The sequence below is a fragment of the Nocardiopsis sp. NPDC006832 genome, from assembly GCF_040635885.1.
In the GTDB taxonomy this organism is placed as follows: domain Bacteria; phylum Actinomycetota; class Actinomycetes; order Streptosporangiales; family Streptosporangiaceae; genus Nocardiopsis.
Map to the genome: position 1 here is coordinate 177,934 of NZ_JBEYLC010000002.1, position 23,951 is coordinate 201,884.

Annotated in this window: 22 protein-coding genes; 9 read left to right on the forward strand and 13 right to left on the reverse strand. The window is 68.7% G+C overall.

What is annotated here, in order from left to right; all coding sequences use genetic code 11:
• Positions 1–21: 21 nt before the first annotated feature.
• The 6 genes from ABZ717_RS01790 to ABZ717_RS01815 all read right to left on the reverse strand — a co-directional run bounded on the left by ABZ717_RS01790 (position 22) and on the right by ABZ717_RS01815 (position 8,898).
• Positions 22–1,722: an OmpA family protein gene (locus ABZ717_RS01790; protein WP_358503954.1), complete on the reverse strand. Its 1,701-nt coding sequence runs from the start codon at positions 1,720–1,722 to the stop codon at positions 22–24.
• Positions 1,723–2,105: 383 nt separating this feature from the next.
• Positions 2,106–3,545, reverse strand: a complete 1,440-nt coding sequence (locus ABZ717_RS01795; RefSeq protein WP_358503957.1) for a dihydrolipoamide acetyltransferase family protein — start codon at positions 3,543–3,545, stop codon at positions 2,106–2,108.
• A gap of 19 nt (positions 3,546–3,564) precedes the next feature.
• Complete coding sequence (locus tag ABZ717_RS01800; RefSeq protein ID WP_358503960.1) at positions 3,565–4,545, reverse strand: alpha-ketoacid dehydrogenase subunit beta; 981 nt, start codon at positions 4,543–4,545, stop codon at positions 3,565–3,567.
• 3 nt (positions 4,546–4,548) lie between these two features.
• A complete protein-coding gene (gene pdhA, locus ABZ717_RS01805; protein ID WP_358503963.1) occupies positions 4,549–5,664 on the reverse strand; it encodes a pyruvate dehydrogenase (acetyl-transferring) E1 component subunit alpha in 1,116 nt (371 codons plus the stop codon).
• 304 nt (positions 5,665–5,968) lie between these two features.
• Positions 5,969–6,436, reverse strand: coding sequence for a hypothetical protein (locus ABZ717_RS01810; RefSeq protein WP_358503966.1), 468 nt, complete (start codon positions 6,434–6,436; stop codon positions 5,969–5,971).
• Positions 6,433–8,898 carry a nitrate reductase gene (locus ABZ717_RS01815; protein WP_358503969.1) on the reverse strand — a complete coding sequence of 822 codons (2,466 nt, stop codon included), beginning with the start codon at positions 8,896–8,898 and terminating at the stop codon, positions 6,433–6,435. Before ABZ717_RS01815 ends, ABZ717_RS01810 begins: the two co-directional genes overlap by 4 nt.
• Before the next feature lie 442 nt (positions 8,899–9,340).
• Between ABZ717_RS01815 and ABZ717_RS01820 the strand changes: the two genes are divergently transcribed.
• The 3 genes from ABZ717_RS01820 to ABZ717_RS01830 all read left to right on the forward strand — a co-directional run bounded on the left by ABZ717_RS01820 (position 9,341) and on the right by ABZ717_RS01830 (position 11,221).
• Positions 9,341–9,634, forward strand: a complete 294-nt coding sequence (locus tag ABZ717_RS01820; RefSeq protein WP_358503972.1) for a metalloregulator ArsR/SmtB family transcription factor — start codon at positions 9,341–9,343, stop codon at positions 9,632–9,634.
• Positions 9,631–10,029 (forward strand): VOC family protein, encoded by a 399-nt coding sequence (locus ABZ717_RS01825; RefSeq protein ID WP_358503975.1) that lies wholly within the window; start codon positions 9,631–9,633, stop codon positions 10,027–10,029. Before ABZ717_RS01820 ends, ABZ717_RS01825 begins: the two co-directional genes overlap by 4 nt.
• Before the next feature lie 118 nt (positions 10,030–10,147).
• On the forward strand, positions 10,148–11,221 hold the full coding sequence (locus ABZ717_RS01830) for a type II CAAX endopeptidase family protein (protein WP_358503978.1): 1,074 nt from the start codon (positions 10,148–10,150) through the stop codon (positions 11,219–11,221).
• 428 nt (positions 11,222–11,649) lie between these two features.
• Here ABZ717_RS01830 and ABZ717_RS01835 read toward each other — a convergent pair whose 3' ends face one another.
• On the reverse strand, positions 11,650–12,279 hold the full coding sequence (locus ABZ717_RS01835; protein ID WP_358503981.1) for a sigma-70 family RNA polymerase sigma factor: 630 nt from the start codon (positions 12,277–12,279) through the stop codon (positions 11,650–11,652).
• A gap of 278 nt (positions 12,280–12,557) precedes the next feature.
• On the opposite strand from ABZ717_RS01835, the gene purS reads away from it, so the two are divergent.
• The 5 genes from purS to purL all read left to right on the forward strand — a co-directional run bounded on the left by purS (position 12,558) and on the right by purL (position 17,405).
• A complete protein-coding gene (purS, locus tag ABZ717_RS01840; RefSeq protein WP_067602247.1) occupies positions 12,558–12,800 on the forward strand; it encodes a phosphoribosylformylglycinamidine synthase subunit PurS in 243 nt (80 codons plus the stop codon).
• Between the two features lie 167 nt (positions 12,801–12,967).
• A complete protein-coding gene (locus ABZ717_RS01845; RefSeq protein ID WP_358503985.1) occupies positions 12,968–13,435 on the forward strand; it encodes an ATP-binding protein in 468 nt (155 codons plus the stop codon).
• A 312-nt stretch (positions 13,436–13,747) separates the two neighbouring features.
• Positions 13,748–14,443: a phosphoribosylformylglycinamidine synthase subunit PurQ gene (purQ, locus tag ABZ717_RS01850; RefSeq protein WP_358503988.1), complete on the forward strand. Its 696-nt coding sequence runs from the start codon at positions 13,748–13,750 to the stop codon at positions 14,441–14,443.
• 55 nt (positions 14,444–14,498) lie between these two features.
• Complete coding sequence (locus ABZ717_RS01855; RefSeq protein WP_358503991.1) at positions 14,499–15,029, forward strand: hypothetical protein; 531 nt, start codon at positions 14,499–14,501, stop codon at positions 15,027–15,029.
• 81 nt (positions 15,030–15,110) lie between these two features.
• Positions 15,111–17,405 (forward strand): phosphoribosylformylglycinamidine synthase subunit PurL, encoded by a 2,295-nt coding sequence (gene purL / locus ABZ717_RS01860; RefSeq protein WP_358503994.1) that lies wholly within the window; start codon positions 15,111–15,113, stop codon positions 17,403–17,405.
• Between the two features lie 60 nt (positions 17,406–17,465).
• Here the strand turns inward: purL and ABZ717_RS01865 are convergent, their stop codons facing one another.
• Complete coding sequence (locus ABZ717_RS01865; protein WP_358503997.1) at positions 17,466–17,738, reverse strand: helix-turn-helix transcriptional regulator; 273 nt, start codon at positions 17,736–17,738, stop codon at positions 17,466–17,468.
• Positions 17,739–17,895: 157 nt separating this feature from the next.
• Here ABZ717_RS01865 and ABZ717_RS01870 point away from each other — a divergent pair, with 157 nt between their 5' ends.
• Entirely contained in the window at positions 17,896–18,144 is a 249-nt protein-coding gene (locus ABZ717_RS01870; protein WP_358504000.1) for a hypothetical protein, read from the forward strand.
• A gap of 38 nt (positions 18,145–18,182) precedes the next feature.
• On the opposite strand, the gene ABZ717_RS01875 is transcribed toward ABZ717_RS01870, so the two are convergent.
• The 5 genes from ABZ717_RS01875 to ABZ717_RS01895 form a co-directional block, all read right to left on the reverse strand.
• On the reverse strand, positions 18,183–20,078 hold the full coding sequence (locus tag ABZ717_RS01875) for an endonuclease/exonuclease/phosphatase family protein (protein WP_358504003.1): 1,896 nt from the start codon (positions 20,076–20,078) through the stop codon (positions 18,183–18,185).
• 116 nt (positions 20,079–20,194) lie between these two features.
• Positions 20,195–20,386: a hypothetical protein gene (locus tag ABZ717_RS01880; RefSeq protein WP_358504006.1), complete on the reverse strand. Its 192-nt coding sequence runs from the start codon at positions 20,384–20,386 to the stop codon at positions 20,195–20,197.
• A 206-nt stretch (positions 20,387–20,592) separates the two neighbouring features.
• Entirely contained in the window at positions 20,593–20,910 is a 318-nt protein-coding gene (locus tag ABZ717_RS01885; protein ID WP_358504009.1) for a hypothetical protein, read from the reverse strand.
• 105 nt (positions 20,911–21,015) lie between these two features.
• On the reverse strand, positions 21,016–21,987 hold the full coding sequence (locus tag ABZ717_RS01890; RefSeq protein WP_358504012.1) for a glycine betaine ABC transporter substrate-binding protein: 972 nt from the start codon (positions 21,985–21,987) through the stop codon (positions 21,016–21,018).
• A complete protein-coding gene (locus tag ABZ717_RS01895; RefSeq protein WP_358504015.1) occupies positions 21,980–23,950 on the reverse strand; it encodes an ABC transporter permease subunit in 1,971 nt (656 codons plus the stop codon). Before ABZ717_RS01895 ends, ABZ717_RS01890 begins: the two co-directional genes overlap by 8 nt.
• Position 23,951 lies beyond the last annotated feature (1 nt).

Here is a 23,951-nt window from a genome sequence, read left to right on the forward strand (position 1 = left end):
GGATCTCCCTGGGAAGGGTGGTCACTCGGCGAAGTACACACCCTCGATCTCACCGAACGGGCCGGCGCGCAGAGTCAGTTCCGCCCCCTCCATGGAGGGGGCGGGGAAGACCGCGATGAGCTGGTACTGGTTGTCCGGCTGCATCTCGTGGACCTCCTCGGCGAACCCGGCGTAGCTCTCCTCCATGCCGAAGTTCAGTTGGGTGACGTAACGGACCAGGTCGGTGTCGGGCTCCAGCAGTTGGAAGCCGCCCAGGGCGCCCTGACTGAAGTCGGTCGGCCCGCCGGGGGAGACGGCGTCCTCGCCACCCATGTCGGGCAGGACGGGCTCGTCACCGTTGTTGGTGAGGGTGACCGTGCTGATGACGTAGGCGCCGTCGCGGCGCAGCGGGTGCACGTCCAGTCGGACGTCGTCGTCGGTCACGCTCTCGACGATCTCGGTGGTGTCGTCCTCGACGAAGGCCGCGGGCGGGTGGACGTGGCGTTCGCTGGAGCCGAGCGCCCCCTCCTCCTGTCCACCCTCGCCGCCTTCGCCGTTCTCGTCGTTGGAGCGGTCGACCCGGTAGGAGAACTCGACGCGTCGGTTGCGGGCCTCCGCCTCCTCGGTGTCCGAACCGCCCTCCTGCGCCACGGGCTCGTCGGCTCCGCGACCCTCCACGCTGAAGGACAGGTCATCGACCTCCCCCTCCAGGATCTCGCGTACGGTCTCGGCGCGTTCCACGGACAGGTCCTGGTTGTAGTCGTCGCTCCCGGTGCCGTCGGTGTGCCCGATGACGGTGACCTCGGGGTCGTCGGGATCGATGTTGCTTCGCAGGGTGGCCGCAGCCTCGCGGACGACCTCCTCGGCGTCCGAGGTGAGTTCGGCGGAGTCGAAGTCGAACATGACGTCGGACTTGAGGGCGACGGTCTCGGTGTCGCCGTCTCGGGTGGTGGAGGCGACCTCGGAGTCGACGAAGCTCTCCATCTCCCCCGCGTACTCCTCCCAACCGGGTTCGGGGCGTCGGTTCTCGAACTCGACGGTCTCGCCCGCGTCCGGGCCGTTGGACACGGTCATGTCGGCGCCGTTGGGGTCGGCCGGATCGGGCTGTTCCTCGTCGACGTCGACCACCGGGATACCGGTCATGGCGCCGAGGCCGCTGCCGACGAAGGTGATCTGTTCGACCTCCTCCGGTAGGCGGGGGAAGTAGCTCCGGTACTGGTTGGTGGCGTCCACCCGAACGGGGAAGACACCGTCGTCGGGCGGCACGGAACCGAAGGGATAGCCGTCCTCGTCGGTGAGCTCCCAGAATGCCTGACCGCTGACCGGGTCGATGAGGGTGTTGGGCATGGACAGGCTGCTGTCGATGCCCCGGAAGTGGTCGACGAAGGTGTTGTCGAAGTACATGACGGTGTAGTCGTCGGTGCGTTCCAGGCCGGTGATCGCGAAGCGCAGGGTGGAGTCCTGGCCGGACTCCTGGAAGATCCGGCCCTCACGGGTGTAGGGGAAGTCGGCCTCGACCTCGGGGCGCGGGTCCTCCTCGACCGCTTCTTCCTCGGTCGTGGGCTCCACTTGGTCGGGGTCCTCGCCCTGGATGTCCCGGACGAGACCGCAACTCGACAGGGTGAGGGCGGCGGTGGCCACCAACGCGGTGCCGGCCAGGAGCCTGGCACCAACGGTCCGGGAACCGCGGTCTCGGCCGGTGCCGGCCTTGGCGGGGAGCAGGAGGTGGGGGGTGGGCGGCATGGAGAGTGCCCTTCTGTGTCTCTTTTGGTCAACGCTGATTGAGACTCCACCAACACAGTGTTGGTTCTAGCCGGGTCCCGTTTTCTCGACGGAACGGCACCCGCGCCGAGAGAACGGTTCTCCGTAGGTGTCGATCGGGGAAAGCCGAGGGGAAACCGAATCGTCGGCCCCGCTCACCGACACCCGACCGTGCCCACGGTCGGCCTTCGTGAATCGGTCGACAAAAACGCCGGCCAAAGGTTGGTCAAGTCCACATGACGGGAACACTGGACGGTAGGGTCCGCCCCCACCCCCTTGGGGGACGGGCCCGTCCACGTGTTCGACGGGCGAACGTGAAGGGGCCGGCGCACCCACGGTGCGCCGGCCCCTCGCTCTTCCAGGATCTAGCCCCAGGCCAGGGCGGTCCGCTCCGGGTCCTCCAGTACGGTGCCGATGTCCCGCAGCACCTTGGATCCCAGCTCACCGTCGACCAACCGGTGGTCGAAGGAGAGCGACAGGGTGGTGACCTTACGGATCTTCAGCTCACCCTTGTGCACCCAGGGCATGTCGCGGATCTGGCCGAAGGCGAGGATGGCGGCCTCACCCGGGTTGAGGATCGGTGTCCCCGCGTCCACCCCGAACACACCGACGTTGGTGATGGTGATCGTGCCACCGGACATGTCGGCCGGGCTGGTCTTGCCCGCACGCGCGGTGTCCGTGAGCTCCTTCAAGGACGCCGCCAGTTCCGGAAGGGGCTTGGCGTCGGCGTCCTTGACGTTGGGCACCACCAGCCCGCGCTCGGTGGCGGCCGCGATCCCCAGGTTCACGTAGTTCTTCACCACGATCTCCTGGCTCTCCTCGTCCCAGGACGCGTTGACGTCCGGATGCCGTCGGATGGCCATGAGCAGGGCCTTGGCCACCAACAAGAGCGGCGACACCTTGACGTCGGCGAAGTCCGGACGTTCCCGCAAGCGGGCGACGGCCTTCATCGTCTTGGTGACGTCCACCTGAAGGAACTCGGTGACGTGCGGGGCGGTGAACGCGCTGTTCACCATGGCCGCGGCGGTGTGCTTGCGCACGCCCTTGATCGGCACCCGACGTTCACGCGCGGTGCGGTCCGGCGTGGGCGTGGCCTCCGGCGCCGCGGACACCGCGGCGGCCGGGGCGGCCGGGGCGGCCGGGGCTTCGGGCGTCTCGACGGCGGCGTGCACGTCCTCGCGGGTGACGACGCCGCCCTTGCCGGTGGGCGTCACCGCCGCCAGGTCCACCCCGAGGTCCTTGGCGAGCTTGCGCACCGGCGGTTTGGCCAGCGGGCGGCCCACCGGCCCCGAAGCGGGCGCCGGACCGGCGGGAGCGGCCATCACCCCGGGGGTGCCCGCCGGAGCGGGCTCGCTCAACTTGGGCGGCGGTGCGGACACCGGGGCCGAGGGGGTGGGACGACGACGAGCGCGGCGCTGGGTGGAAGCCGCCCTCTCGCCGTAGCCCACCAGGGGCTTCTCCCGCTCCTCGGTCTCCTCGGCGGCCTCACCATCGGCACCACTGTCGGCGGAACCGGAGGCACGCGTGCCGCCCGTTCCGTCGTCCACGGTGATGATGACCGAACCGACCTCGACCGTCTCACCCTCGGCGGCCATCAACTCCTTGACCGTCCCGGAGAACGGGCAGGGCAGCTCGACGACGGCCTTGGCGGTCTCGATCTCGCAGATCATCTGACCGTCGGTGACCTTGTCGCCCGGTTGGACGTACCAGGTGAGGAGTTCGGCCTCGATCAGGCCCTCACCGACGTCGGGCAGTTTGAACGCGTTCACGCCGTCGACCGCGGGCGTGCTCTTCTGAATCGCCATGTCTTGCGGTTTCCCCGATCTAGTACGCGAACGCCCGGTCGACCCCGTCCAGGACGCGGTCCAGGTCCGGCAGGTAGTGCTCCTCCAGCCTGGACTGCGGATAGGGGGTGTCGAACGCGGCCACGCGGATGACCGGCGATTCGAGGTGGTAGAAACACTCCTCGGTGACGCGCGCGGCGATCTCCGCCCCGGGGCCACCGGTGAGGGTGGCCTCGTGCGCGACCACCAGGCGGCCGGTGCGCTTCACGGACTCGGTGATGGTGGCGTAGTCGACCGGTGCGAGCGAGCGCACGTCGATGACCTCGATCGAGTGGTCGACGTCGGCCTCGGCCGCCTGTAGCGCGGTCTTGACCATCGGTCCGTAGGCGAGCAGCGTGCAGTCGGTACCCGGGCGGGCGATGCGCGCCGCACCCATCGGGGTGACCGCGTCGATCGAGGCTCCGGTGTCGACCTCGGCCTTCTCGTAGTAGCGCCGCTTGGGCTCCAGGAAGATCACCGGGTCGTCGGATCGAACGGCCTGCTGGATCATCCAGTAGGCGTCCTCCGGGTTGGCGACGCTGACCACTCGCAGACCGGCGGTGTGCTGGAAGTACGCCTCGGGCGACTCGCTGTGGTGCTCGACCGCGCCGATGCCGCCGCCGTAGGGGATGCGCATGACGACGGGCATGCTGAGCTTGCCCGCCGAACGGCGACGCATCTTCGCCAACTGGGTGAAGGTCTGGTTCGCGGCGGGGAAGAAGAACCCGTCGAACTGGATCTCCACCACGGGGCGGTAGCCGCGCATCGCCATACCGATGGCGGTGCCGACGATGCCGGACTCGGCCAGCGGGGTGTCGATGACCCGGTCGGCGCCGAAGTCCTTGTGCAGACCGTCGGTGACGCGGAAGACGCCACCCAGGCGACCGACGTCCTCGCCCATGACGAGGACCTTGGGGTCGTGCTCCATCGAGGCGCGCAGCCCCGCGTTGATGGCCTTACCGATCGTGAGGTTGGTTCCCATGGCCTAACGGCCCCCTTCCGCGCCGGCGCCTTCGAACGAGGCCAGGTAGTCGGCGAACTCGGACCGCTGTCGGTCGATGTGGACGTTGGGCTCGGCGTAGACCTCGTCGAAGATCTCCAGCGGCTCGGGGTCGGCCATGGAGCGGCACTGGGTGCGCACCATCTCTCCGACCTTGTCGGCCTCTTCGTCGATCTTCGCGAAGAACGCCTCGTCCGCGAGCTCGTACAGTTCGAGGTGGTTGCGGACCCGCATGATCGGGTCCTTGGCCTTCCACTCGTCGAGCTCGGCCGCGTCCCGGTAACGGGTGGGGTCGTCGTTGGTGGTGTGGGCGCCCATCCGGTAGGTGAACGCCTCGATCAGGGTGGGGCCCTGACCGGTGCGCGCGTTGTCCAGGGCGGCACGGGTCACGGCCAGGCAGGCGAGGACGTCGTTGCCGTCCACGCGCACACCCGGGAAGCCGAAGCCGGCGGCGCGCTTGTAGATCGGTACGCGGGCCTGACGTTCCAGGGGCTCGGAGATGGCCCACTGGTTGTTCTGGCAGAAGAACACGACCGGGGCGTTGTTCACCGAGGCGAAGTTGAACGCCTCGTTGGTGTCGCCCTGGCTGGTGGCCCCGTCGCCGAAGTAGGAGATGACGGCGGTGCCGTCCTCGCCCACGGCGCCGTCGCGCTGGACGCCCATGGCGTAGCCGGTGGCGTGCAGGGCCTGGCTGCCGATGACGATCGTGTACAGGTGCAGGCCGTACTCGTGCGGGTCCCAACCTCCGTTGGTGACCCCGCGGAACATGCCGAGGAGTTCCTTCGGTTCGATGCCGCGGCACCAGGCGACGCCATGCTCGCGGTAGGAGGGGAAGGCCATGTCCTCGGGGCGCAGAGCACGGCCGGAGCCGATCTGCGCGGCCTCCTGGCCCAGGAGCGAGGCCCACAGGCCCAGCTCGCCTTGGCGCTGGAGGGACACGGCCTCACTGTCGACCCGGCGGACCAGGACCAGGTCACGGTACAGGGCGCGGATCTCCTCCGCGCTGATGTCCAGGGGGTAGTCGGGGTGCTCCTTGAGCTCCCCTTCCGGGGTCAGGAGCTGGATGAGCTCCGGTTCCTCGTGCGCGGCGGTTTCCGACACGTCGCTCCTCGGGTTCTCGGGGCCGACTTCGCGTGGGTGAACGCTGGCCGACCGTTTAACGGTCCATGCGCGCTCCCAGGGTGTCGGGAGGGTCATGGACAGTCCTGCCCACATCGTGACAGACCTCACCATGGGGTGCGCAAGCCCCCGGCGACACCTTTTACGCGGCGCGACCCATGTTCCCGGATCCGTGACCAGGCCGATTAGCAGGGGTTCCTAGCATCTACAAGGACTTCCAACAACTTTTCGAGCACGCGACCGCGACGGGCCGGGCACTCGTGGCGAGGCCACCGGAACCCGTTCCTCAGGTCGCCAGGATCTGCGGTGAGAGAGCCTTGAGCATCCCCCGCGCCCAGCGCATCTGACGCACCGAGCGAGGCCGGCACCGCTCGGCGACCGAGAGCAGGTCGGGGTCCGCGACGGCCTGGGCGCCCTGTCCGAGCAGGTCCCAGTCCAGCGCCACCCCGCCGCTCATCCGGTACAGCCGTCTCAGGTCGGCCAAGAGCGCCATCTCCTTGTCGGAGCCCTCCCCGGGTAGCTCGGGCCGCCCCTCCTCCGAGGGTTCGGGGCTTTCCAGGGCGGCGGGGTCCACACGGTAACGGGGCGCCACCTCGGCGATCACGCGCACGTGGTCACGGGACCACGCCGCCAGGTCCTCGGCCACGTGATGGACCTCCTGTTCCTTCGGATACCGCTCGGACACCCGTGACAACTCGGTGGCCAGGGCGCTCTCCGAGCGGTGAAGCTCCCGCAGGGCGGCTCCGATCCTCATCGTGTCCTCCCCTCGGTGGCTTCCGCCGTCGGCTCCTCCACGGTGTCCGGCTCGCCCCGAGTGGCCGGCACCCGCGCGTCGACCGGCGCGGACGCCGTCGTGGTGGGCGCCGGAGACGGTCGCCCATCGCCCCGACCCAGCGGCCTCAGGCTCGCGGCGGCGGTCTTGAACAGGGGCTGCTTGGACACCGGATCCCAGTCGTTGACGGTCATCTCGTTGGCGGCCCGGTCCCGGTCGTCACCGTCCTCGGAGGCGTCGGTGTCCCAGTAGCCGTAGTGGAAGGGGACGAACAGCACCCCGGGACGGATTCCGCTGACCCTGGCGCGGGCGTGGATTCGGCCACGCGGCGAACGGACCTCGACGTGGTCGCCCTCGTCGATCCCCACTTCCCGCGCGTCGGCGGAGGCGATCTCCACCCACACCTCTGGGGCCGCCCGTTGGAGCTCGGGCGCGCGCCCCGTCTTGGTGCGCGTGTGGAAGTGGTAGATCGTGCGGCCGGTGATCAGCGTGAAGGGGTACTCCTCGCCGGGTTCCTCGTGCGGGGGCACGTACTCCACGGCCTTGATCATCGCCAGGCCCTCGGGATTGGTCGAGCGGTACTCCCCCTCCTCCGAGGGCGCCCCCGTGACGAGGTCCTTGCCGAAGCTCTCGCACTCCTCGGGGCTCGCCCAGAACCGGCCGTCCGCGTAGAGCCGCTCGGTGCCCCGCGGATGTTCCTCGTTACAGGGCCACTGGACACCGCCGGTGCGGCGCAGGTGGTCGTAGGTGATCCCGGAGTAGTCGCAGGGGCGGCCCGCGCTCGCCCGCTTCCACGCCTCGAAGGCGGACTCGGGGTCATGCCACTGTGGGAAGGGATGCCCGTCGTTGTCGCGGAAGTCCATGCGTCGCGCGTAGTCGAGGAAGACGTTCAGGTCCGGCCGTGCCTCGCCCGGTGGTTCCACGGCCTTCTCCGACAGGTGCACGGTGCGGTCGCTGTTGGTGAACGTCCCCGTCTTCTCTCCCCAGGTCGCGGCGGGGAGCACCACGTCGGCGAGCTCGGCCGTCTCGGTCATGAAGAGGTCCTGAACCACCAGGAACAGGCCCTTACTCGCGAGCAGTCCCCGAATCCGGCCCAGTTCGGGCAGGGACACCGCCGGATTGGTCGCGCTGACCCACAGGAAGCGGATGGAACCCTTCTCCGCGTAGCGCATGATCTGCATGGCGTGCGTGGGCGGGGCGTAGTGCGGGATCCGGATCGGGTCCAGGTTCCAGACCTTGGCCAGGTCGGTGATGTGCCGGTCGTTGTTCCAGTTGCGAAAGCCCGTGAGGTCGCCGTCGGCGCCGCACTCGCGGGTGTTCTCGGCGGTCGGTTGGCCGTTCATCTGGAGCACGCCCGCGCCGGGTCGGCCCAGCATGCCCCGCAGCAGGTGCACGTTGTTGACCTGCACGGACGCCGCCGTGGCCTGGTTCGACTGGTAGAAGCCCTGGAGCACGGTGGAGAGCAGGCGTTCGGCCCCGCCCAACAACGCGGCGGCCTCGCGGATGTGGTCGGCGGGCACCTCGCAGATCCGCGCGGCGCGCTCGGGCGGGTAGGCCTCCGTCGTCTCCAGCAGGGCCTCGTAGCCGACGGTGTGCGCCTCGACGTAGGCGTGGTCGACCCGGTCGGTACGGATGAGTTCGTGCAGGATCGCGTTCATCAGGGCGACGTTGGTGCCCGGGCGCGGCGCCAGGTGCAGTGTCGCCTCCCGGGCCACCGGTGTGGGCCGGGGGTCGACGCAGAGCAGCAGGGGCGGGTTCGGTCCGGCCAGGCGGTCCAGGATCCGGGACCACAGCACCGCCTGGGTCTCGGCCATGTTGTGGCCGTACAGGGCGATGACGTCGGCGTGGTCGATGTCGCCGTAGGAGCCGGGTTGGCCGTCACAGCCGAACGACTCCTTCAGCGCGGCGGCGGCCGTGGCCGTGCACAGGCGGGTGTTGCCGTCCATGTGGTTGGTGCCGATGGCACCGTGGCCGATGGCCGCGAGCGTGTAGTACTCCTCCAGGAACAGTTGTCCACTGGTGTAGAACCCCAGGGCACTGGCGCCCTGCTCGTCGAGCAGCTCCCCGCTGCGCCGGACCACCAGGTCCATCGCGGTGTCCCAGTCGGTCTCGACCAGTTCGCCGTCGCGGCGTACGAGGGGTCGCGTCAGTCGGTCGGGTGAGTGGCCGGACCGCCAGCCGTAGAGGTCCTTGGGGTCCAGGCGCCCACGGTTGACCCGGTCCTCACCGTGCCCGCGCACCCCCACCATCCGGCCGTCCTTGACCGCGATGTCCATCGCGTCGCCGTTGGAGTGCAGGATCGACGCGGTTCGCACCCAGCGGTCCACGTCATCGGGATCCACCCCCTCGGCGAGGTGCCGGTCGACCCGCACGGGCCACTGCTCTCCCTGGCCGTAGGGGGTCCGTGTGCCCCACGGTTCGGCGATCGGGTCCCTGGACGGCACGGGTGACCACCCCTTCTCGTCGAGACGCGGTTCGGGTCGGCCCGAACCGGTGCCATCCCGGCTACCCGGTCGCCCACCCGCCCACACCCGGCCGTCCCCGGGTCCGGCCAAGGGAGCGCGGGGTGAATCGGCCGGGTTCCAGGTGAGGATGACGCGTGCCCGACCCACCCAAGCCGCTCACGTGTGATGGCGGTCGTCCGGACCTTCGCCCGGCGTGGCCGAACTCAGGTGTGCGTAGGGGTTGGAAGACTCCCGGCGTCAAGGCGCCTTCACCTCGGCCGGCGACGGACGACCTGGCGACCTCTCATCCCCGTCATCAGCGGAAACCGGGAAACGGCCTCATGGGGGTCGCGCATGAAGGTTCTCGGGGGCACTGGATCTTTACCGAGAAGGGGCAGGTCACAGGTTGGTAGGCAAGTACTTACTTGCCTATAGTGGCCGCATGGCCGATGACATCTTCAAGGCCTTGGCCGACCCCACCCGGCGGACGATCCTCGACGAGCTCACCGAAAGGTCCGGACAGACCCTGTTCGAGCTCTGCGGACGACTGCTCATGAAGCACGAGCTCGGCATGTCCCGACAGGCCGTCTCCCAGCACCTGGCGGTACTGGAAGGCGCGGGACTCGTCAGGAGTCGCCGGGAGGGGCGTTACAAGTTCCACGACATCGATCCGGAGCCACTGCGACACATCACCGAACGGTGGCTCCGACCCGACACGAAGGACGGCGCACCATGAGGATCCACCTGAACAGCGTCTTCGTCGACAGTCAGGTCAAGGCCCTGGACTTCTACACCGACAAGCTCGGCTTCGTGAAGAAGCACGACATCCCGCTGGGCGAACCCGTGGACGAGCACCGGTGGCTGACCGTGGTCTCTCCGGAGGACCCCGAGGGCACCGAACTGGTCCTCGAACCCTCCGGACACCCCGCGGTGGGCCCCTACAAGGAGGCCCTGGTCCAAGACGGCATCCCCGCCACCGCCTTCGCGGTCGACGACGTCCGTGCCGAGTACGAACGTCTGCGGAGACTGGGCGTGCGCTTCACCCAGGAACCCCTGGAGATGGGCCCGGTCACCACCGCGGTCCTGGACGACACGTGCGGCAACCTCATCCAGATCCAACAGCTCCAGTGACTCCCACTGCGGAGACCGGTAAATGACGGATGTCATGTGCCGGTCTCCGCGGATCGCAGTCGGAACCGGTGATTCCGGGGACTGCCGAGTGAGCACCCCGCGGACTTAGGTTCAAGACATGAACCGCGACGACGAACAGCCCGGATCCACCCCACCGGCACCCCACACGCCTCCCCCGCACACGGACGCCCCCACCGCCGGGGGCGTGTCCGCACCACCCGCCCCGCAGGCACCGACCAAGCGGCGGCGCGGTCCGCGGCCGGTCCCGCCGGGAGTCCCCTACCACCGGGTCCTCACCCGCGAGAAGCGCGGGATCTGGCGGGGCATCGCCGCGCTCACGCTGCTCATGGGCGGCCTGCTCGTCTTCGCCTTCGCGTTCATGTTCCTCGGAGTCGCGATCGACATGGCGCTCGGCCGCGACAGCATCCTGACCGGAGGCACCGACTTCACCCCCGCGACCCACGCCACGAGCATGCTCGGGCTGGCCGTCCTCCTGCCGTGGAGCATGTTGATCCAGCGTTGGCTCTACGGGGTGAAGGGCGCGTCACTGCACTCGATCCTGTCGCGGTTCCGCCCCGACGTGTTCGGCCGTTCCCTGCTGGTGATCCTGCCGATCTGGACGGTCTACCTGACCGCCTTCTCCGTGTTCACGCCCTACCCGACGACCTCGTGGACGACCGTCGACCTGGTCGTCATGCTCGGCCTCGTCGTTCTGCTCACCCCATTGCAGTCGGCGGGTGAGGAGTACGGCTTCCGTGGACTGGCCTTCCGGGTCGCCGCGAGCTGGGGGCGCGGCCCGCGTACGGCGCTGCTGCTCGGCGTGGTGGTCTCCAGCCTGCTGTTCATGGTGGCGCACTTCGCGTTCGACCCGTGGCTGAACCTCTACTACCTCACGTTCGGCGCCACCCTCGCCCTGATCACCTGGCGTACGGGTGGGTTGGAGCTCGCGGTGGTCATCCACGCGGTCAACAACACGCTCGCCTTCCTGCTCACCCTCGTCACGCACACCGACTTCACCGAGGGCATGGACCGGTCGGTGGGCACCGGATCCCCGGTCATGCTCGTGCCTTGTGTGCTGCTCGCCGTGATCACGGCCGTGGTGTGGACGCGGTCGCGACGGACCGGGCCACCGCTCACATCCGCTGTCGCGGCGCAGCCGGAATCGGCCACCACGGTGGAGAACCGGGGGTGAGACCAGGGTCGAGGGGCGTCCCGAACCCGGCCGGGGGGTTCGGGCGACGCCGTTTCCGGTTCCCGGGCAGGGGTTCGGAACCGATGCCGACCGCGAGTCACCATCGGTGTGGTCTCCGTGATAAATCGGTGGGGAGCTTCGGCGGATTCGTCCGGAACGCGGTTTCACGAGTGCGCGAAAACGCTCGTTTCCGGGGTTTCGGGAAGAGCGGTCGAGAAGAACGGCCGGGAAGAGCGATGATGCGACCTGAGCCACTTCCTCGGGCGTCTTACCTCGCGTTACTTCGAGTTACTCCAGGTGCGTACGGGGCCACCCGGTCGGAGTGAACTCCATCGTCCCCACACCACCGCCGACACGGGGCGGGGACGCTCTGGCCCGTGGGAATTGCGGGCCGCGCACGGCCCCGTTCAGGGGCCTTCCCATCACCGTTATTCGGTGGCCGCGCGAGCCTTGGGCGTGGGCGCCTTCATGCCGCGCTCACGGCCGTAGTCGGCGAGCATCTCGCGGAGTTGGCGACGTGCGCGGTGCAGTCGCGACATCACCGTGCCCAGGGGTGTTCCCATGCGCGCGGCGACCTCCTTGTAGGCGTAGCCCTCGATGTCCACGAGGTAGATGACCTCCTGGAACTCCTCCGGGAGTCGAGCCAGCGCCTGCTTGATGTCGGAGTCCGGAAGACGGTCGAGGACCTCGGTCTCGGCCGACCGCATGCCCGACGAGGTGTGGGCCTCGGCGGCGGCGAGCTGCCAGTCCTTGATCTCGTCGGTGGTCTCCTGACGGGGCTCCCGCTGCTTCTTGCGATAGCCGTTGATGAAGGTGTTGGTAAGAATTCGGTAAAGCCAGGCCCTCAGGTTGGTACCGGCCCGGAACTGGTGGAAATTGGCGAAGGCCTTGGCGAACGTTTCTTGAACGAGGTCTTCGGCGTCGGCCGGATTGCGCGTCATGCGCAGGGCCGTCGGGTACAGCTGGTCTGCGAACGGTGTGACCGCGGCGGCGAAGTCGAGAGTCTCTTCCTTGCCCTCACCGTTCGTGGAGACGTGTTCTTTTTCGAGAGTCGTCAAGATTCCCCCTCGGGACGACCGGAACGATCACTTCCACTCTGTTAGACGCAGCATCACCTTCCCAATGATGACATCAATCCACGTGATACGGGTCACGAACCCACCGAATCCGTATCCGGTACCGGTAAGCATGCGGTAAACAGCCGGCGTGGCGCCTGGCCGAGGCCGGTGTTCACCACCGGGTGTCATACGCTGGCGTCGCCACCAGGTGCGTCCCGCGCCCTTCGCACGGTGGACCGATGGCATACCCCTTTTTCCAGTTTTCCTGTGGAGGACCTGTGGCCCGCGTCGTGGTTGACGTCATGCTCAAGCCCGAGATCCTGGACCCCCAGGGTCAGGCGATCGCCGGGGCCTGCTCCCGCCTCGGTTTCGAGGGGATCGACCAGGTCCGCCAGGGCAAGCGCTTCGAGGTCGAGGTCGAGGGCGAGGTGGACGAGGCCAAGCTCGCCGACGTCCGTCGCCTGGCCGAGACCCTGCTCGCCAACACCGTCATCGAGGACTTCGAGGTCCGTCCCGCCTGACCCTCCCCGCACACTCCGCGCCGCATACCCCGAACCCACGCGCCGGAAGTGTCCGACTTGTTCAGCCGTGCCCCCCGAGGGCGCGGCTGTTCGTTTTACCCGGAGCGACCTCGGGAAGGGTTCCTGACGCCGGGTAGCCAACGACACGGAGCACGAGGGGTTCACGGATGGACACCGTATTCTCGATCTCCCTCCCACGAAGGACGTACACCGTCGCCATAGTCCGCGACATGCTCGGCGCACTTCTCAGCAGGTCGGGACTGTGCCAGGAATGCGTCGACGACATCTTGCTGTCCGTCTCGGAGGCCTGTGCCAACGCCATCGAGCACGGCGGGCCGAACGCCGGTTACGAGGTGGAGACCGAGTTCGCCCCCGGCTGGTACGAGATGCGGGTCTCCCATAGCGGCAGGGCGCCGGACATGGCGGCGCTCGCCGACAGGTTCACCTCACCGCACACGCCCCTCCCGGGTCTGGAAACGGAATCGGGCAGGGGCATCTCGTTGATGCGGTACCTCATGGACGAGGTCGACTTCCGTGGGGAGCCCCGTACCACCGTCATCCTGCGCAAACGGGCCACGTCGTGCGACCCGGAGCACACGGGAGAGAACCCACACGCCCGCTTCGCCCTGCTCTAACAGCCGGGCCCTCCCCTGGTGATCTTGCTACCAGGGGCGAGAAAGAGGCCTTTTTCGCTTCTGGTAGCAAGATCACGACGGAAAAGGCGAGACGTGACGCACGCCACGAGAACTGTCCGGTCGCACACCCGCGCCCCCTCCAGACGGGGTTTCCTTCGGAGGATCACACAGGTCGGACCTTCCCTAACGGGGTGACCGTCGTACCCGAGCACAGGTGAGCGGGTACGCTGCGGGGGTAGCGGACCCACCGTCCTCGTGGCGGGGTCGGGCACCGAACTTCTCCCCGTCGAACCACGATCTCGGAGTGTGCTCATGACAGCCCGTGTGGGCGTCGTCACCTTCCCCGGCTCCCTTGACGACAAGGACGCCGCTCGCGCCGTGTCCCTGGCCGGCGCCGAACCCGTCCCGCTGTGGCACGCCGACGCCGACCTCAAAGGTGTCGACGCCGTCGTCCTGCCCGGCGGCTTCTCCTATGGCGACTACCTGCGCTGCGGCGCCATCGCCCGGTTCGCCCCGCTGATGTCCGAACTGGTCCCGGCGGCGCGTTCGGGCGCCCTTCCGGTCCTGGGCATCTGCAACGGCTTCCAGATCCTGTGCGAGAGCCACCTGCTGCCCGGCGCGCTCACCCGCAACTCCTCGCTGCGGTTCGTCAACCGCGACCAGGTCCTGCGGATGGAGAACACGAGCACCGCCTGGACCAACGCTTACGACGAGAGCCAGGAGATCCTCGTCGTCCTCAAGAGCGGTGAGGGCAGCTACGTCGCCGACGAGGCCACCCTCGACCGGTTGGAGGCCGAGGGCCGGGTCATCGCCCGTTACGTGGACGCCAACCCCAACGGTTCGCGCCGCGACATCGCCGGCGTCACCAACGAGCACGGCAACGTCGTCGGCCTCATGCCGCACCCCGAACACGCCGTGGAGGCCCTCACCGGCCCCTCCACCGAGGGTTTGGGCTTCTTCACCTCGATCCTGAGCCACCTGGCGTCCGGAACCCCGGCTCAGGTCTGACCGACCCGGGCCGGTCCACCGGCCCCATGCACCCGACAGGGGGACGATCCTCGCGATGATGGCGCTGCTGCGCTCCCGGAAGACCATGTTCGTACTGGTAGGGCTGGTCGTGGTCGGCCTGGTGATCTCCGGGGCCATCGGCCTGTTCCAGTCGTTCAACGCCGCCCCCGTGGCCCAAGGACAACAGGGCCAGGGAGAACAGGGGCAACAAGGGACGCCGGACGGGCAACAGCAGGAGCCACCGCCCGACGTCGACGCCCTGGGCAGCCCACCCTCCGGGTTCACCTACGTGGACCAGGACGAGGCCCACTGCAACGGGAGCATCTGCTTCCGGCTGATCCTCGTCGCCGGTGAGGACGGTGAGGAACTCGACATGGACACCGACGAGGCGATCGGAACGGTGTACGAGCACCTGCTCGCCAACGGTTGGAACCAGGAGCTGCCGCCCGAGGCCGACTCCCCCGACGACATCGAGCTCACCGAATCCGTCCTCACCGACGGCGACGTCCTGGTGGCCGACTCCTCCTCGCCGGGTGATTCCATCCCGGTCATCATGCTGGGCAACGCGGGCATGCCCGCCTACTGATCCGGTGCCGGGCGGCGGACACTGCCAAGGCTCGGCCTGAACCACCCGCGCAACTCCGCGACACCCGAACGGAACAACCGCATGTCTGAAGTACCCGGCCTCGACACCGTCATCGCGGCGAACGACACCCCGGACACCCCTCAGCCGTACGCCGAACTGGGTATGGCCAAGGACGAATACGAGCGGGTCCGCGAGATCCTGGGCCGCCGACCCACCGCCTCCGAGCTGGCGATCTACTCGGTGATGTGGAGCGAGCACTGCTCCTACAAGTCCTCCAAGGTGCACCTGAGCCAGTTCGGGGAGAAGGCTCCCGACAACGACGCCCTGCTCGTGGGCATGGGCGAGAACGCGGGTGTGGTGGACGTCGGTGACGGACGAGCCGTCACCTTCAAGATCGAGTCGCACAACAGCCCGTCCTTCGTCGAGCCCCATCAAGGCGCGGCCACCGGCGTGGGCGGCATCGTCCGCGACATCCTCACCATGGGCGCCCGTCCCGTCGCCGTGATGGACGCGCTGCGTTTCGGGCCGCTCGACGCGGACGACACCAAGCGGGTGCTTCCCGGGGTGGTCTCCGGCATCTCCTTCTACGGCAACTGCCTGGGTCTGCCCAACATCGGCGGCGAGATCGGCTTCGGAGCCGGTTACCTCGGGAACCCGCTGGTCAACGCCCTGTGCGTGGGTGTGATGCGGCACGAGGACATCAAGCTGGCGCAGGCTCCGGGCCCGGGCAACAAGGTGGTGCTGTTCGGTTCCAGCACCGGCCCGGACGGCATCGGCGGCGCCTCCGTACTGGCCAGCGCCAACTTCGACGAGGAGTCGCACACCAAGCGGCCCAGCGTCCAGGTCGGTGACCCGTTCATGGAGAAGCTGCTCATCGAGTGCAGCCTGGAGCTGTACGCCAAGGACATGGTGGTCGGCATCCAGGACCTCGGCGCGGCCGGGATCTCCTGCGCCACCACCGAACTGGCGGCGGGTGGCACCGGTGGCATGAACGTCCAACTCGACAAGGTCCCGCTGCGCGACCACCGACTCACCCCTGAGGAGATCCTCATGAGCGAGTCGCAGGAACGCATGATGGCGATCGTCGAGCCGGCCAAGATGGCCGACTTCCTCGCGATCTGCGACAAGTGGGGCGTCCTCGCCGACGAGATCGGCGAGGTCACCGACGTGACGCCCGAGGAGGCCGAGCGCGGCGGCCGTCTGCTGATGACCTGGCACGGCGAGACCATCGTGGACATGCCGCCCCGGACCGCCTCCGACGAGGGCCCCGTCTACCAGCGCCCGTACGCGCGCCCGGAGTCCCAGGACGCGCTGCAGGCCAACGACGCCGCGAAGCTGCCGCGACCGCAGAGTGACGCGGAGCTGCGCGGACAGCTCCTGCGGGTGTTGGGCGCCCCCGGCGTGGGCGACCCCACATGGATCACCCAGCAGTACGACAGCTACGTGCGCGGTGACACGGTGGTGTCGACCCCGCACGACTCCGGGATGATCCGGATCTCCGACGACTCCGACCGCGGGGTGGCCCTGGCCACCGACGGCCACGGCCGGTTCACCCGGCTGGACCCGTACGCGGGCACCCGACTGGCCTACGCCGAGGCGTACCGCAACGTCGCCGTCACCGGCGCGCGGCCGCTCGCGGTCACCAACTGCCTCAACTTCGGTTCACCCGAGGACCCCGGCGTGATGTGGCAGTTCGCCGAGACCACCCGCGGCCTGGCCGACGCCTGCCAACAGCTCGGCACCCCGGTGACCGGCGGCAACGTCAGCTTCTACAACCAGACCGGTGAGGTGCCGATCAACCCGACCCCGGTCATCGGTGTGCTCGGCGTGATCGACGACGTGAACCGGCGCCTGCGCTCGGGCTTCGACTCCGAGGGCTCACGGGTGTTCCTGCTGGGCGAGACCCGTCCCGAGTTCAGCGGTTCGGCCTGGGCCGACGTGGTGCACGAACACCTGGGCGGCCTGCCCCCGAAGGTGGACCTGGCAGCCGAGGCCGCCCTGGGCGAGGTCCTGGCCACCACGGCCGAACGTGGCCTGGCGGTGGCCGCGCACGATCTGTCCGACGGCGGCCTGGGCGTCGCGCTGGCCGAGTCGGCTCTGCGCGGCGGCAAGGGTCTGCGCGTGGAACTGGACGGTGACGCCTTCACGGAGCTGTTCAGCGAGTCGGGCGCCCGCGCGATCGTCGCGGTCGAGCCCGGCCAAGAGGAGGAGTTCGTGGCCCTGGCCGGCGAACACGGCGTCCCGGTCACCCAGATCGGCACGGTCGGCGGTGACAGCCTCACGGTGACGCACCCGGGAGGCGTCGTCGAGATCGCCCTGACGGACCTGCGCACCTCCTACGAGGCGGCCATTCCCGCCGTGATGAACGGCGTTTAGCACTTCGACCTGATCGAGGGGGCGTCCCGGTGGGCGCCCCCTTTTGTCGTTCCCGGAGCCTCAGCCGACCTTCAGTTGCTCGTCACCGAAGTCCGCGATGATCATCAACGTGCCACCGAGCGCCGAGACGTAGCGGTCGAGTACGTCACGGGTGGAGACGTCTCCGGCCTCGATCTGCGAGATTCGGGCGACGGAGATCCCCATCCGCTCCGCCACCTGAGCCTGGTTCAGTCCTCGGTGCTTACGCATCTCCATCAGGCGCCACGCCTGTGCCCGGTCACGGAGACGTCCCACACCGGCCTCGAATTCCTCGGGGCCGCCGGCATCGGCCACCGCCCGTTCCAGGTGCCCGGCCCGCTTCTGCTTGGATTCTCCGAAAACTCTCGCTCTCGTTCCTGGAGCGCGGTGGTTCTGGCCTCCCTCCGTCGCCGCCCCCGGGGCTAAGGTCTCGGGCCGCTGGGGTAGGACTGTGGGGAGGAGGTGGACGCACATGGAACGCGCCAGACGCGGAAGGCTGAGGGGCGCTCTCGGGAGTCACGACCGCCCGGCCAGTGCCCTGGGTTTTCGGCTGATCCTGGCCGTGTTCGGGGCTCTGGTGTTGCTGCTGGGAACGGCGGCCGCCATGCTCTGGACCGACGAGACCTGGTTGGTGGTGCTCCTGGGCGCCGGGTTCGTCGCCGCCTGCGTCAACGTCTACTGGGTGAGCAGGCGCCTGCACTACGAACGCCCGAGCCACTAACGGACCCGACCCCGGAGCATCCGCCCCGGGGGTCGTTCTCATCCTTCCGGCCGGTGGGTGAGGGTGACGGCGACGGGGCGGTGGTCGGAGTGAGGCACGTCCGGGTTGGCCGGGTCGCTCGTGGTCAGTTCCTCGGTGACGAGGATGTGGTCGATCTGCGGCTCGGAGCGGGTGTCGGCGGCCATGGTGGGGAACGGGCGCACGTCGGCGAAGGCGTCGTGCAGGACCTCCCCCAGTGGCAGTTCCTCGGGTTCGAAGTTGAGGTCGCCCGCGACCACCACCGGTGTCCCTCGTTCGTGGGCGCTCGCCGCGATGTCGAAGAGCGCGTCCAGCTGTTCCCGGGCGGTGCGATTCCCCAGGTCGTAGCCCTCGGGTTGCAGGTGCGTGGAGACCACGGTGACCTCGGTGCCGTCGTGGTCGACGGCGACCTCCAAGGCCTGTGCGCCGGTGGGGCCGCTCTCGGGCAGAACGTGTCCGCGCACCGAGGAGACCGGAAGGTTCGTGAGCACCGCGTCGCCCCAGAACGGGCCGTCGGCGGGGCCCCAGTAGGCGGTCATGCCCAGGTCCGCGGCGAGCAGGGACAGCCCGTCATGGCCACCGTTGAGCAACCATCCGCGGTCCACCTCGCTCAGCGCGATCACGTCGGCGTCGAGTTCGCGCAGGGTGTCGGCCTGTTCGGCGACGGAGAAACGTCCATCCATCCCGAACCCCATGCGCACGTTGTAGGCGGCCACGCGTAGACCGTCGGCGGAGGGTTCGGGGGCGTCGGCCTCCGGTCGGGCCAGGGGCGCGGCGATCGTGACGACGAGGGTGAGCACGGCCGCGACGGCGGTCGCCGGGAGCACGTGTTCGGGTGGTGGCGGCACCGCGCGTCCCATGCGGGGCAGGACCGCCACGGTGAGCAGGAGCAGCGCGGCGAACGGCACGTAGGTGTTGGTGACGTGCAGGTCGTAGGAGGCGTAGAAGGCGAACACCAACACCACGAAGCCCAGCAGCCCCAGGGTGGCGAGGACACCGGTGCGGGTCGGGGAGGCCGCCGTGACGGTGTCCGTGGCGGCCCACCCCGCACAGGCCGCCAGGGCGAGTTGCCCGAGCGGCAGGGCGATCAAGGTCCAGGCCGGCAGTGACCCCGGCACGTCGCCGGGCAGGTGTGCGGCGAACGCCAGGGTGGCCAGGGCCGCGAGCAGTACCGCCAGGGGTACGTAGGGGTTCGGGCAGACCCATCTCGGGTGGGCGGCCACGGCGACGGAGGCCACGGCGACCACCACGAGGGCGGACGCCGCGTAGGGGGTCCCGCCGATCGTCTCGGCCACCGCCGGGTTCGCGGTGTACAGACCGGACAGGAAGAGCAGCGGCCCCAGGACAAGCCAGCTCCGGGGCGGGGTCGGCATCGGTGGAACCGAGGTGGCGCGCCAGGCGCGAATCGAGGCGCCGACGTAGGCCGTCGCCAGAAGTACGACCCCGATCCAGACGAACGCGCCGTCCCGCCACAGCGGGTCCACGGTGCCGAGCACCGTGTGCAGCGCGGCCGACGCCGCCACCCCGGCGACGACCCCGGTCATCACCCCGAGCGCGCTCACCCGGCCGTCGGTCACCGTCGCCATCACGGTGCACACCAGTCCCACCACGCCCAGGCCGACCAGGGACGAGGCCAGGTACATCTGCGGTCCACCGCCCTCGGTGGCCTGGAGCACCACCCGGCCGACCGCGAGCAACCCGCCCGCCGACAGTGCCAATCCCAGGGACGGCACCCATCGGGCCAGGTACACGAACGGGAAGGGCGCCAGGAACCAGACGAGGGCGAACGCGCCCATGAGCGCGGGCCCGGTGGCACCGGCCTGCCCGAAGAGCGTGATCAGCGAGGGCAGGAAGACCCGGAGTACGTCCAAGAGCAGGACCGTGCCGAGCATCGTGACCAGTCGTCCCTGGTGCATGCGGATCCACTCCGTGGAAGGGCGAGGGCATGAGGGATTCTCACCTCTACCACCCCACGGAGCAAGGGGCCACGACCGAGGGCGGGACCGATCGGCCCCGCCCTCGGCACCCTGTGTCAGACCGTGATCAGGGGGACCCGATAGTTGACGAAGGCAGCGATCTCGGAGATGTCCCCCGGGTCGGAGGTGACCACTGTGAACCGCGTCCTGATGGCGGTCAACACCACCATCGCGTCCACCACATCACTGGTCGCCGACGCACCGAGTAGGGCGCCGACGCGCTTGGCCGCGACTTCGTCGAAGGGCACTACCTCGCAGACCTTCACCAAGCGGGCCATAACCGCTTGGCGAGCCCCTTCACGCCATACCTGCGCCAGAACGGTGGCCGGCAGAAGTGGTCGACGCCCGGCCCCGACCTCCTGGAGACAGTAGGTCCATACACTTCCCTTGGGCTTGGCCTCCGCTTGGAGGAGAGCTCCCGCATCGAGGATCAGGCCTCGGGGACGCAGTACCGTCATTCCTCGGCCACCTCGCTCACACGGTCCAAATGCGCCAAGGCTTCCTCGCCGGCCTCGACCTCATCCAACGGGATGGGTCCGCCGACACCAGAAGCCTCCAGGTCGGCCCTCGCCTCGGCCCTTTCCTCAGGTGAGGGTTCGCCGTGTTCGGCGAAGTGCGCTTCCAAGGCCGCCTGTGCCTCAGCGAGATCCGCTTCTCTGACCGCGGCCTTGTTCAGCCATCTGGAGAGGGGGATGCCTTCGCGCGCGGCCGCACGGCGAGCACGTTCGACGGTCTCGGACTCAAGGGACACGGAAAGCTTCTCAGCGGACATACCTCCACGGTAGACGAAAAGTAGCAACCGGGTAGCACTTTTCCCGGAACAATGGGAGGGGGTGGAGATCGGTCGGCCTCCACCCCCTCCCGGTGTCGCGTGTGATCAGCGGGTCTCGTAGCCCTCGGGGAGCCACTCCCGCCACACGTCCGGGTTCTCGTCCACCCAGATCTCCGCGGCCTCCGACGGGTCCAGCCCCTCGTCGGCGATCATCGCCGCGACCTCGTTCTGGTCGGCGTTGGTCCAGTGCCAGTCGTCCAGGAACCGGTAGGCGTCGCCCCCGTCCTCGACGAAGCCCTTGCGGAAGATCTTGTTCAGGTCGTAGAGCGGGTAGTCGCAGTCCACGAACTCCAGGTCGGCGTCACAACCGTCGTAGTAGTCCGGGAAGTCGACCTTGACCAGGTCCAGTTCCTGTTGCAGCCACTGCGGTTCGTTGAAGTAGAACAGGACCGGTTCCTCGTTGGCGTACCGGCGCCGCACCTCGGTGACCTGGGACGCCTCGGAACCGGCGTAGACGATCTCGATGTCCAGGTCGAAGGCGTTGATCATCCCCTGGTCCTGGGTGGCGAAGCCGGGCGAACCACCCAGGAACTCGCCCTTGTCACCGGTCTCGGCGGTCCGGAAGATCTCGGCGTGCTCCTTGATCCCCTCCAGCGTGGTGATCTCGGGGTACTCCTCCGCCACGTAGGCGGGCATGTACCAACCGATCACACCGTCGTTGCCGGTGGACCCACCGTCCACGACGGTGTCGTTGCCCTCGGGGCCGTACAGCTCGTACAGGTCCTCGTGTCCCCAGTTCTCCAGGATCACGTCCAGGACCCCCTGGTCGAGGGCCTGCCACGAGGGCTGTTCCTCCAACCGGACCAGCTGTACCTGGTAGCCCATCTCCTCCTTGAGGACGTGCTCCAGCACCACGGCGCTGGCCTCGTAGCCGACCCAACCGTTGACGGCGATCCGCACCGTGTTGGGGTCCCTGGCGATCTGGTCGGTGCGCACCGCGCAGGAGCTCACCATCACCAACGCCAGCCCCACCACGGCCAACCGGAGCAGGGTGTCCCTTCTCAGCAACCTAGGCACGGTGTGCCCTCCTTCCCTGCGTGACCCGATCCAGGAACAGTCCCAGGCAGACGATGGCGAGGCCGGAGGCCAGACCCAGTCCGAGCAGGTTCTGGGAGAGCCCGAAGACCACGTCGAAGCCGAGCGAACCGGCGCCCACCAGCGCGCCCATGACCACCATGGACAGCACGAGGATGATGCCCTGGTTGATGGCGAGCAGCAGCGAGCCGCGCGCCATGGGAAGTTCCACCTTGGTGAGCAGCTGCCACCTGGTGGAACCCTGTGACTCGGCCGCCTCGATGGTGCCCGCCGGCACCCCGCGGATTCCGTCGTTGACCAGCCGGATCACCGGCGGCAGCGCGAAGACGACCGCCGCCGCCAGGGCCGGGACCCGACCGATGGTGAACAGTGCGACCGCCGGGATCAGGTACACGAACGGCGGCAGGGTCTGCATGGCGTCCAGGATCGGCCGCAGGATCGCGGCGAAGACGTCGTTGCGCGACATCAGCACACCGAAGACCACGCCCAGCACGATGGTGAGCGCGGACGCCACCAGGACCTGGGACAGGGTGTCCATGGCGTTGTCCCACACACCCAGCAGGCCGATGGCGACGAAGGCCGCCGCGGACACGATGGCGACGCGCCCACCCGCGAAGATCCAACCCAGCGCGGCGGCGGCCAGGACCACCAACCACCAGGGCGACCCGGTGAGCAGGTCGCTGAGCGGGCTCAGCACCCCGTTCAACAGCCACGTTCCCAATGCCGCGGTGAAGCCGCCGATCGTCGACTGGATCCACTCGTAGACGACGTTGACCGGGGCCGCGACGTCGACCGCCATGTCGCGCGGCCAACCTCCGAGCCCGAAGAGTCGACCGGCCGCGGTCGCCATGATGATCACGGCGAGACCGATCGCCGAAACCGGCAGCCGGTACCGCTCGGGGAGGTTCGGGGCATGCGTACCGTGGCCGACCGCGCCCGTGACCCGGTCCATCGCGATCGCCAGCATCACGATCGCCACACCCGCCTGGAACGCCTGCCCGACGTTGACCTTGGACAGGGCCTGGTAGATGGCGTCACCCAGGCCGCCGGCGCCGATCACCGAAGCGATCACGACCATGGAGACCGCGAGCATGATGGTCTGGTTCACGCCCAGCAGGATGGTGCGCTTGGCCAACGGCAACTGCACCTTGGTGAGGATCTGCCAGGGCGTGGAACCCAGCGACGTGGTCGCCTCGATCGCGCCCTTGGGAACCTCACGGATGGCCAGCGCCGTGATCCGCGCGACCGGTGGGAGCGCGTACACCGCGGTGACGACGGCCGCCGCCGGGTTGCCGATGCCGAACAGCAGCACGAACGGCAGCAGGTAGGCGAACGCCGGCATGATCTGCATGAAGTCCAGCACCGGCCGCAGACCTCGGTAGAACGCCTCGCTGCGTCCGGCGAGGATGCCGAGCGGGACGCCGAACAGCAGGGCGATGAAGACCGCCGTGACGATGAGCGACAGCGTCGTCATCGACTCGTTCCACAGACCCGTCAGCGCGAACACCGCGAAGGTGGCCAGCACCAGCAGCGCCACCCGCCACCCGGCGAACCGCCAGGAGACGAACAGGCCGAGCGCGGTCACGCCCGCCCAGGTGAGGAAGTCCAGGAACTGGTTGATCAGCACGACCGCCGACCCCAGTCCCACCGAGACGTAGTTGAAGAAGTAGAGGAACAGCGGGCTGTCGTTGCGGTTCTCGACCACCCAGGCGTAGATCCCGTCGAGCCACGCCATGAAGCGGTCGCCGATCGCCGTCGGGAAACCGCCCGCCCAGGACGGGTCGCCCATCAGGCGGGCCGCCCAGTATCCGGCGACGAGTACGACGATCACCAGGAGGGCCTGGACCGCGCTGCCGCGCAACCACCCCCCGGTGCCCTTGGAACCCCTGTCTGAACCCGACGCGCCGGTCGGCGCGGCGCCGGCCGGTTCGGTCACCGTGGCCATG

What these genes read in the sequence shown, in the direction of transcription:
- purQ (WP_358503988.1), top strand. Translation starts at nt 13,748, where the DNA reads ATGACAGCCCGTGTGGGCGTCGTCACCTTCCCCGGCTCCCTTGACGAC.
- ABZ717_RS01795 (WP_358503957.1), bottom strand. Translation starts at nt 3,545, where the DNA reads ATGGCGATTCAGAAGAGCACGCCCGCGGTCGACGGCGTGAACGCGTTC.
- ABZ717_RS01790 (WP_358503954.1), bottom strand. Translation starts at nt 1,722, where the DNA reads ATGCCGCCCACCCCCCACCTCCTGCTCCCCGCCAAGGCCGGCACCGGC.
- ABZ717_RS01825 (WP_358503975.1), top strand. Translation starts at nt 9,631, where the DNA reads ATGAGGATCCACCTGAACAGCGTCTTCGTCGACAGTCAGGTCAAGGCC.
- purL (WP_358503994.1), top strand. Translation starts at nt 15,111, where the DNA reads ATGTCTGAAGTACCCGGCCTCGACACCGTCATCGCGGCGAACGACACC.
- ABZ717_RS01885 (WP_358504009.1), bottom strand. Translation starts at nt 20,910, where the DNA reads ATGTCCGCTGAGAAGCTTTCCGTGTCCCTTGAGTCCGAGACCGTCGAA.
- ABZ717_RS01810 (WP_358503966.1), bottom strand. Translation starts at nt 6,436, where the DNA reads ATGAGGATCGGAGCCGCCCTGCGGGAGCTTCACCGCTCGGAGAGCGCC.
- ABZ717_RS01820 (WP_358503972.1), top strand. Translation starts at nt 9,341, where the DNA reads ATGGCCGATGACATCTTCAAGGCCTTGGCCGACCCCACCCGGCGGACG.
- ABZ717_RS01895 (WP_358504015.1), bottom strand. Translation starts at nt 23,950, where the DNA reads ATGGCCACGGTGACCGAACCGGCCGGCGCCGCGCCGACCGGCGCGTCG.
- ABZ717_RS01800 (WP_358503960.1), bottom strand. Translation starts at nt 4,545, where the DNA reads ATGGGAACCAACCTCACGATCGGTAAGGCCATCAACGCGGGGCTGCGC.
- ABZ717_RS01845 (WP_358503985.1), top strand. Translation starts at nt 12,968, where the DNA reads ATGGACACCGTATTCTCGATCTCCCTCCCACGAAGGACGTACACCGTC.
- ABZ717_RS01855 (WP_358503991.1), top strand. Translation starts at nt 14,499, where the DNA reads ATGATGGCGCTGCTGCGCTCCCGGAAGACCATGTTCGTACTGGTAGGG.
- ABZ717_RS01870 (WP_358504000.1), top strand. Translation starts at nt 17,896, where the DNA reads ATGGAACGCGCCAGACGCGGAAGGCTGAGGGGCGCTCTCGGGAGTCAC.
- ABZ717_RS01875 (WP_358504003.1), bottom strand. Translation starts at nt 20,078, where the DNA reads ATGCACCAGGGACGACTGGTCACGATGCTCGGCACGGTCCTGCTCTTG.
- ABZ717_RS01830 (WP_358503978.1), top strand. Translation starts at nt 10,148, where the DNA reads ATGAACCGCGACGACGAACAGCCCGGATCCACCCCACCGGCACCCCAC.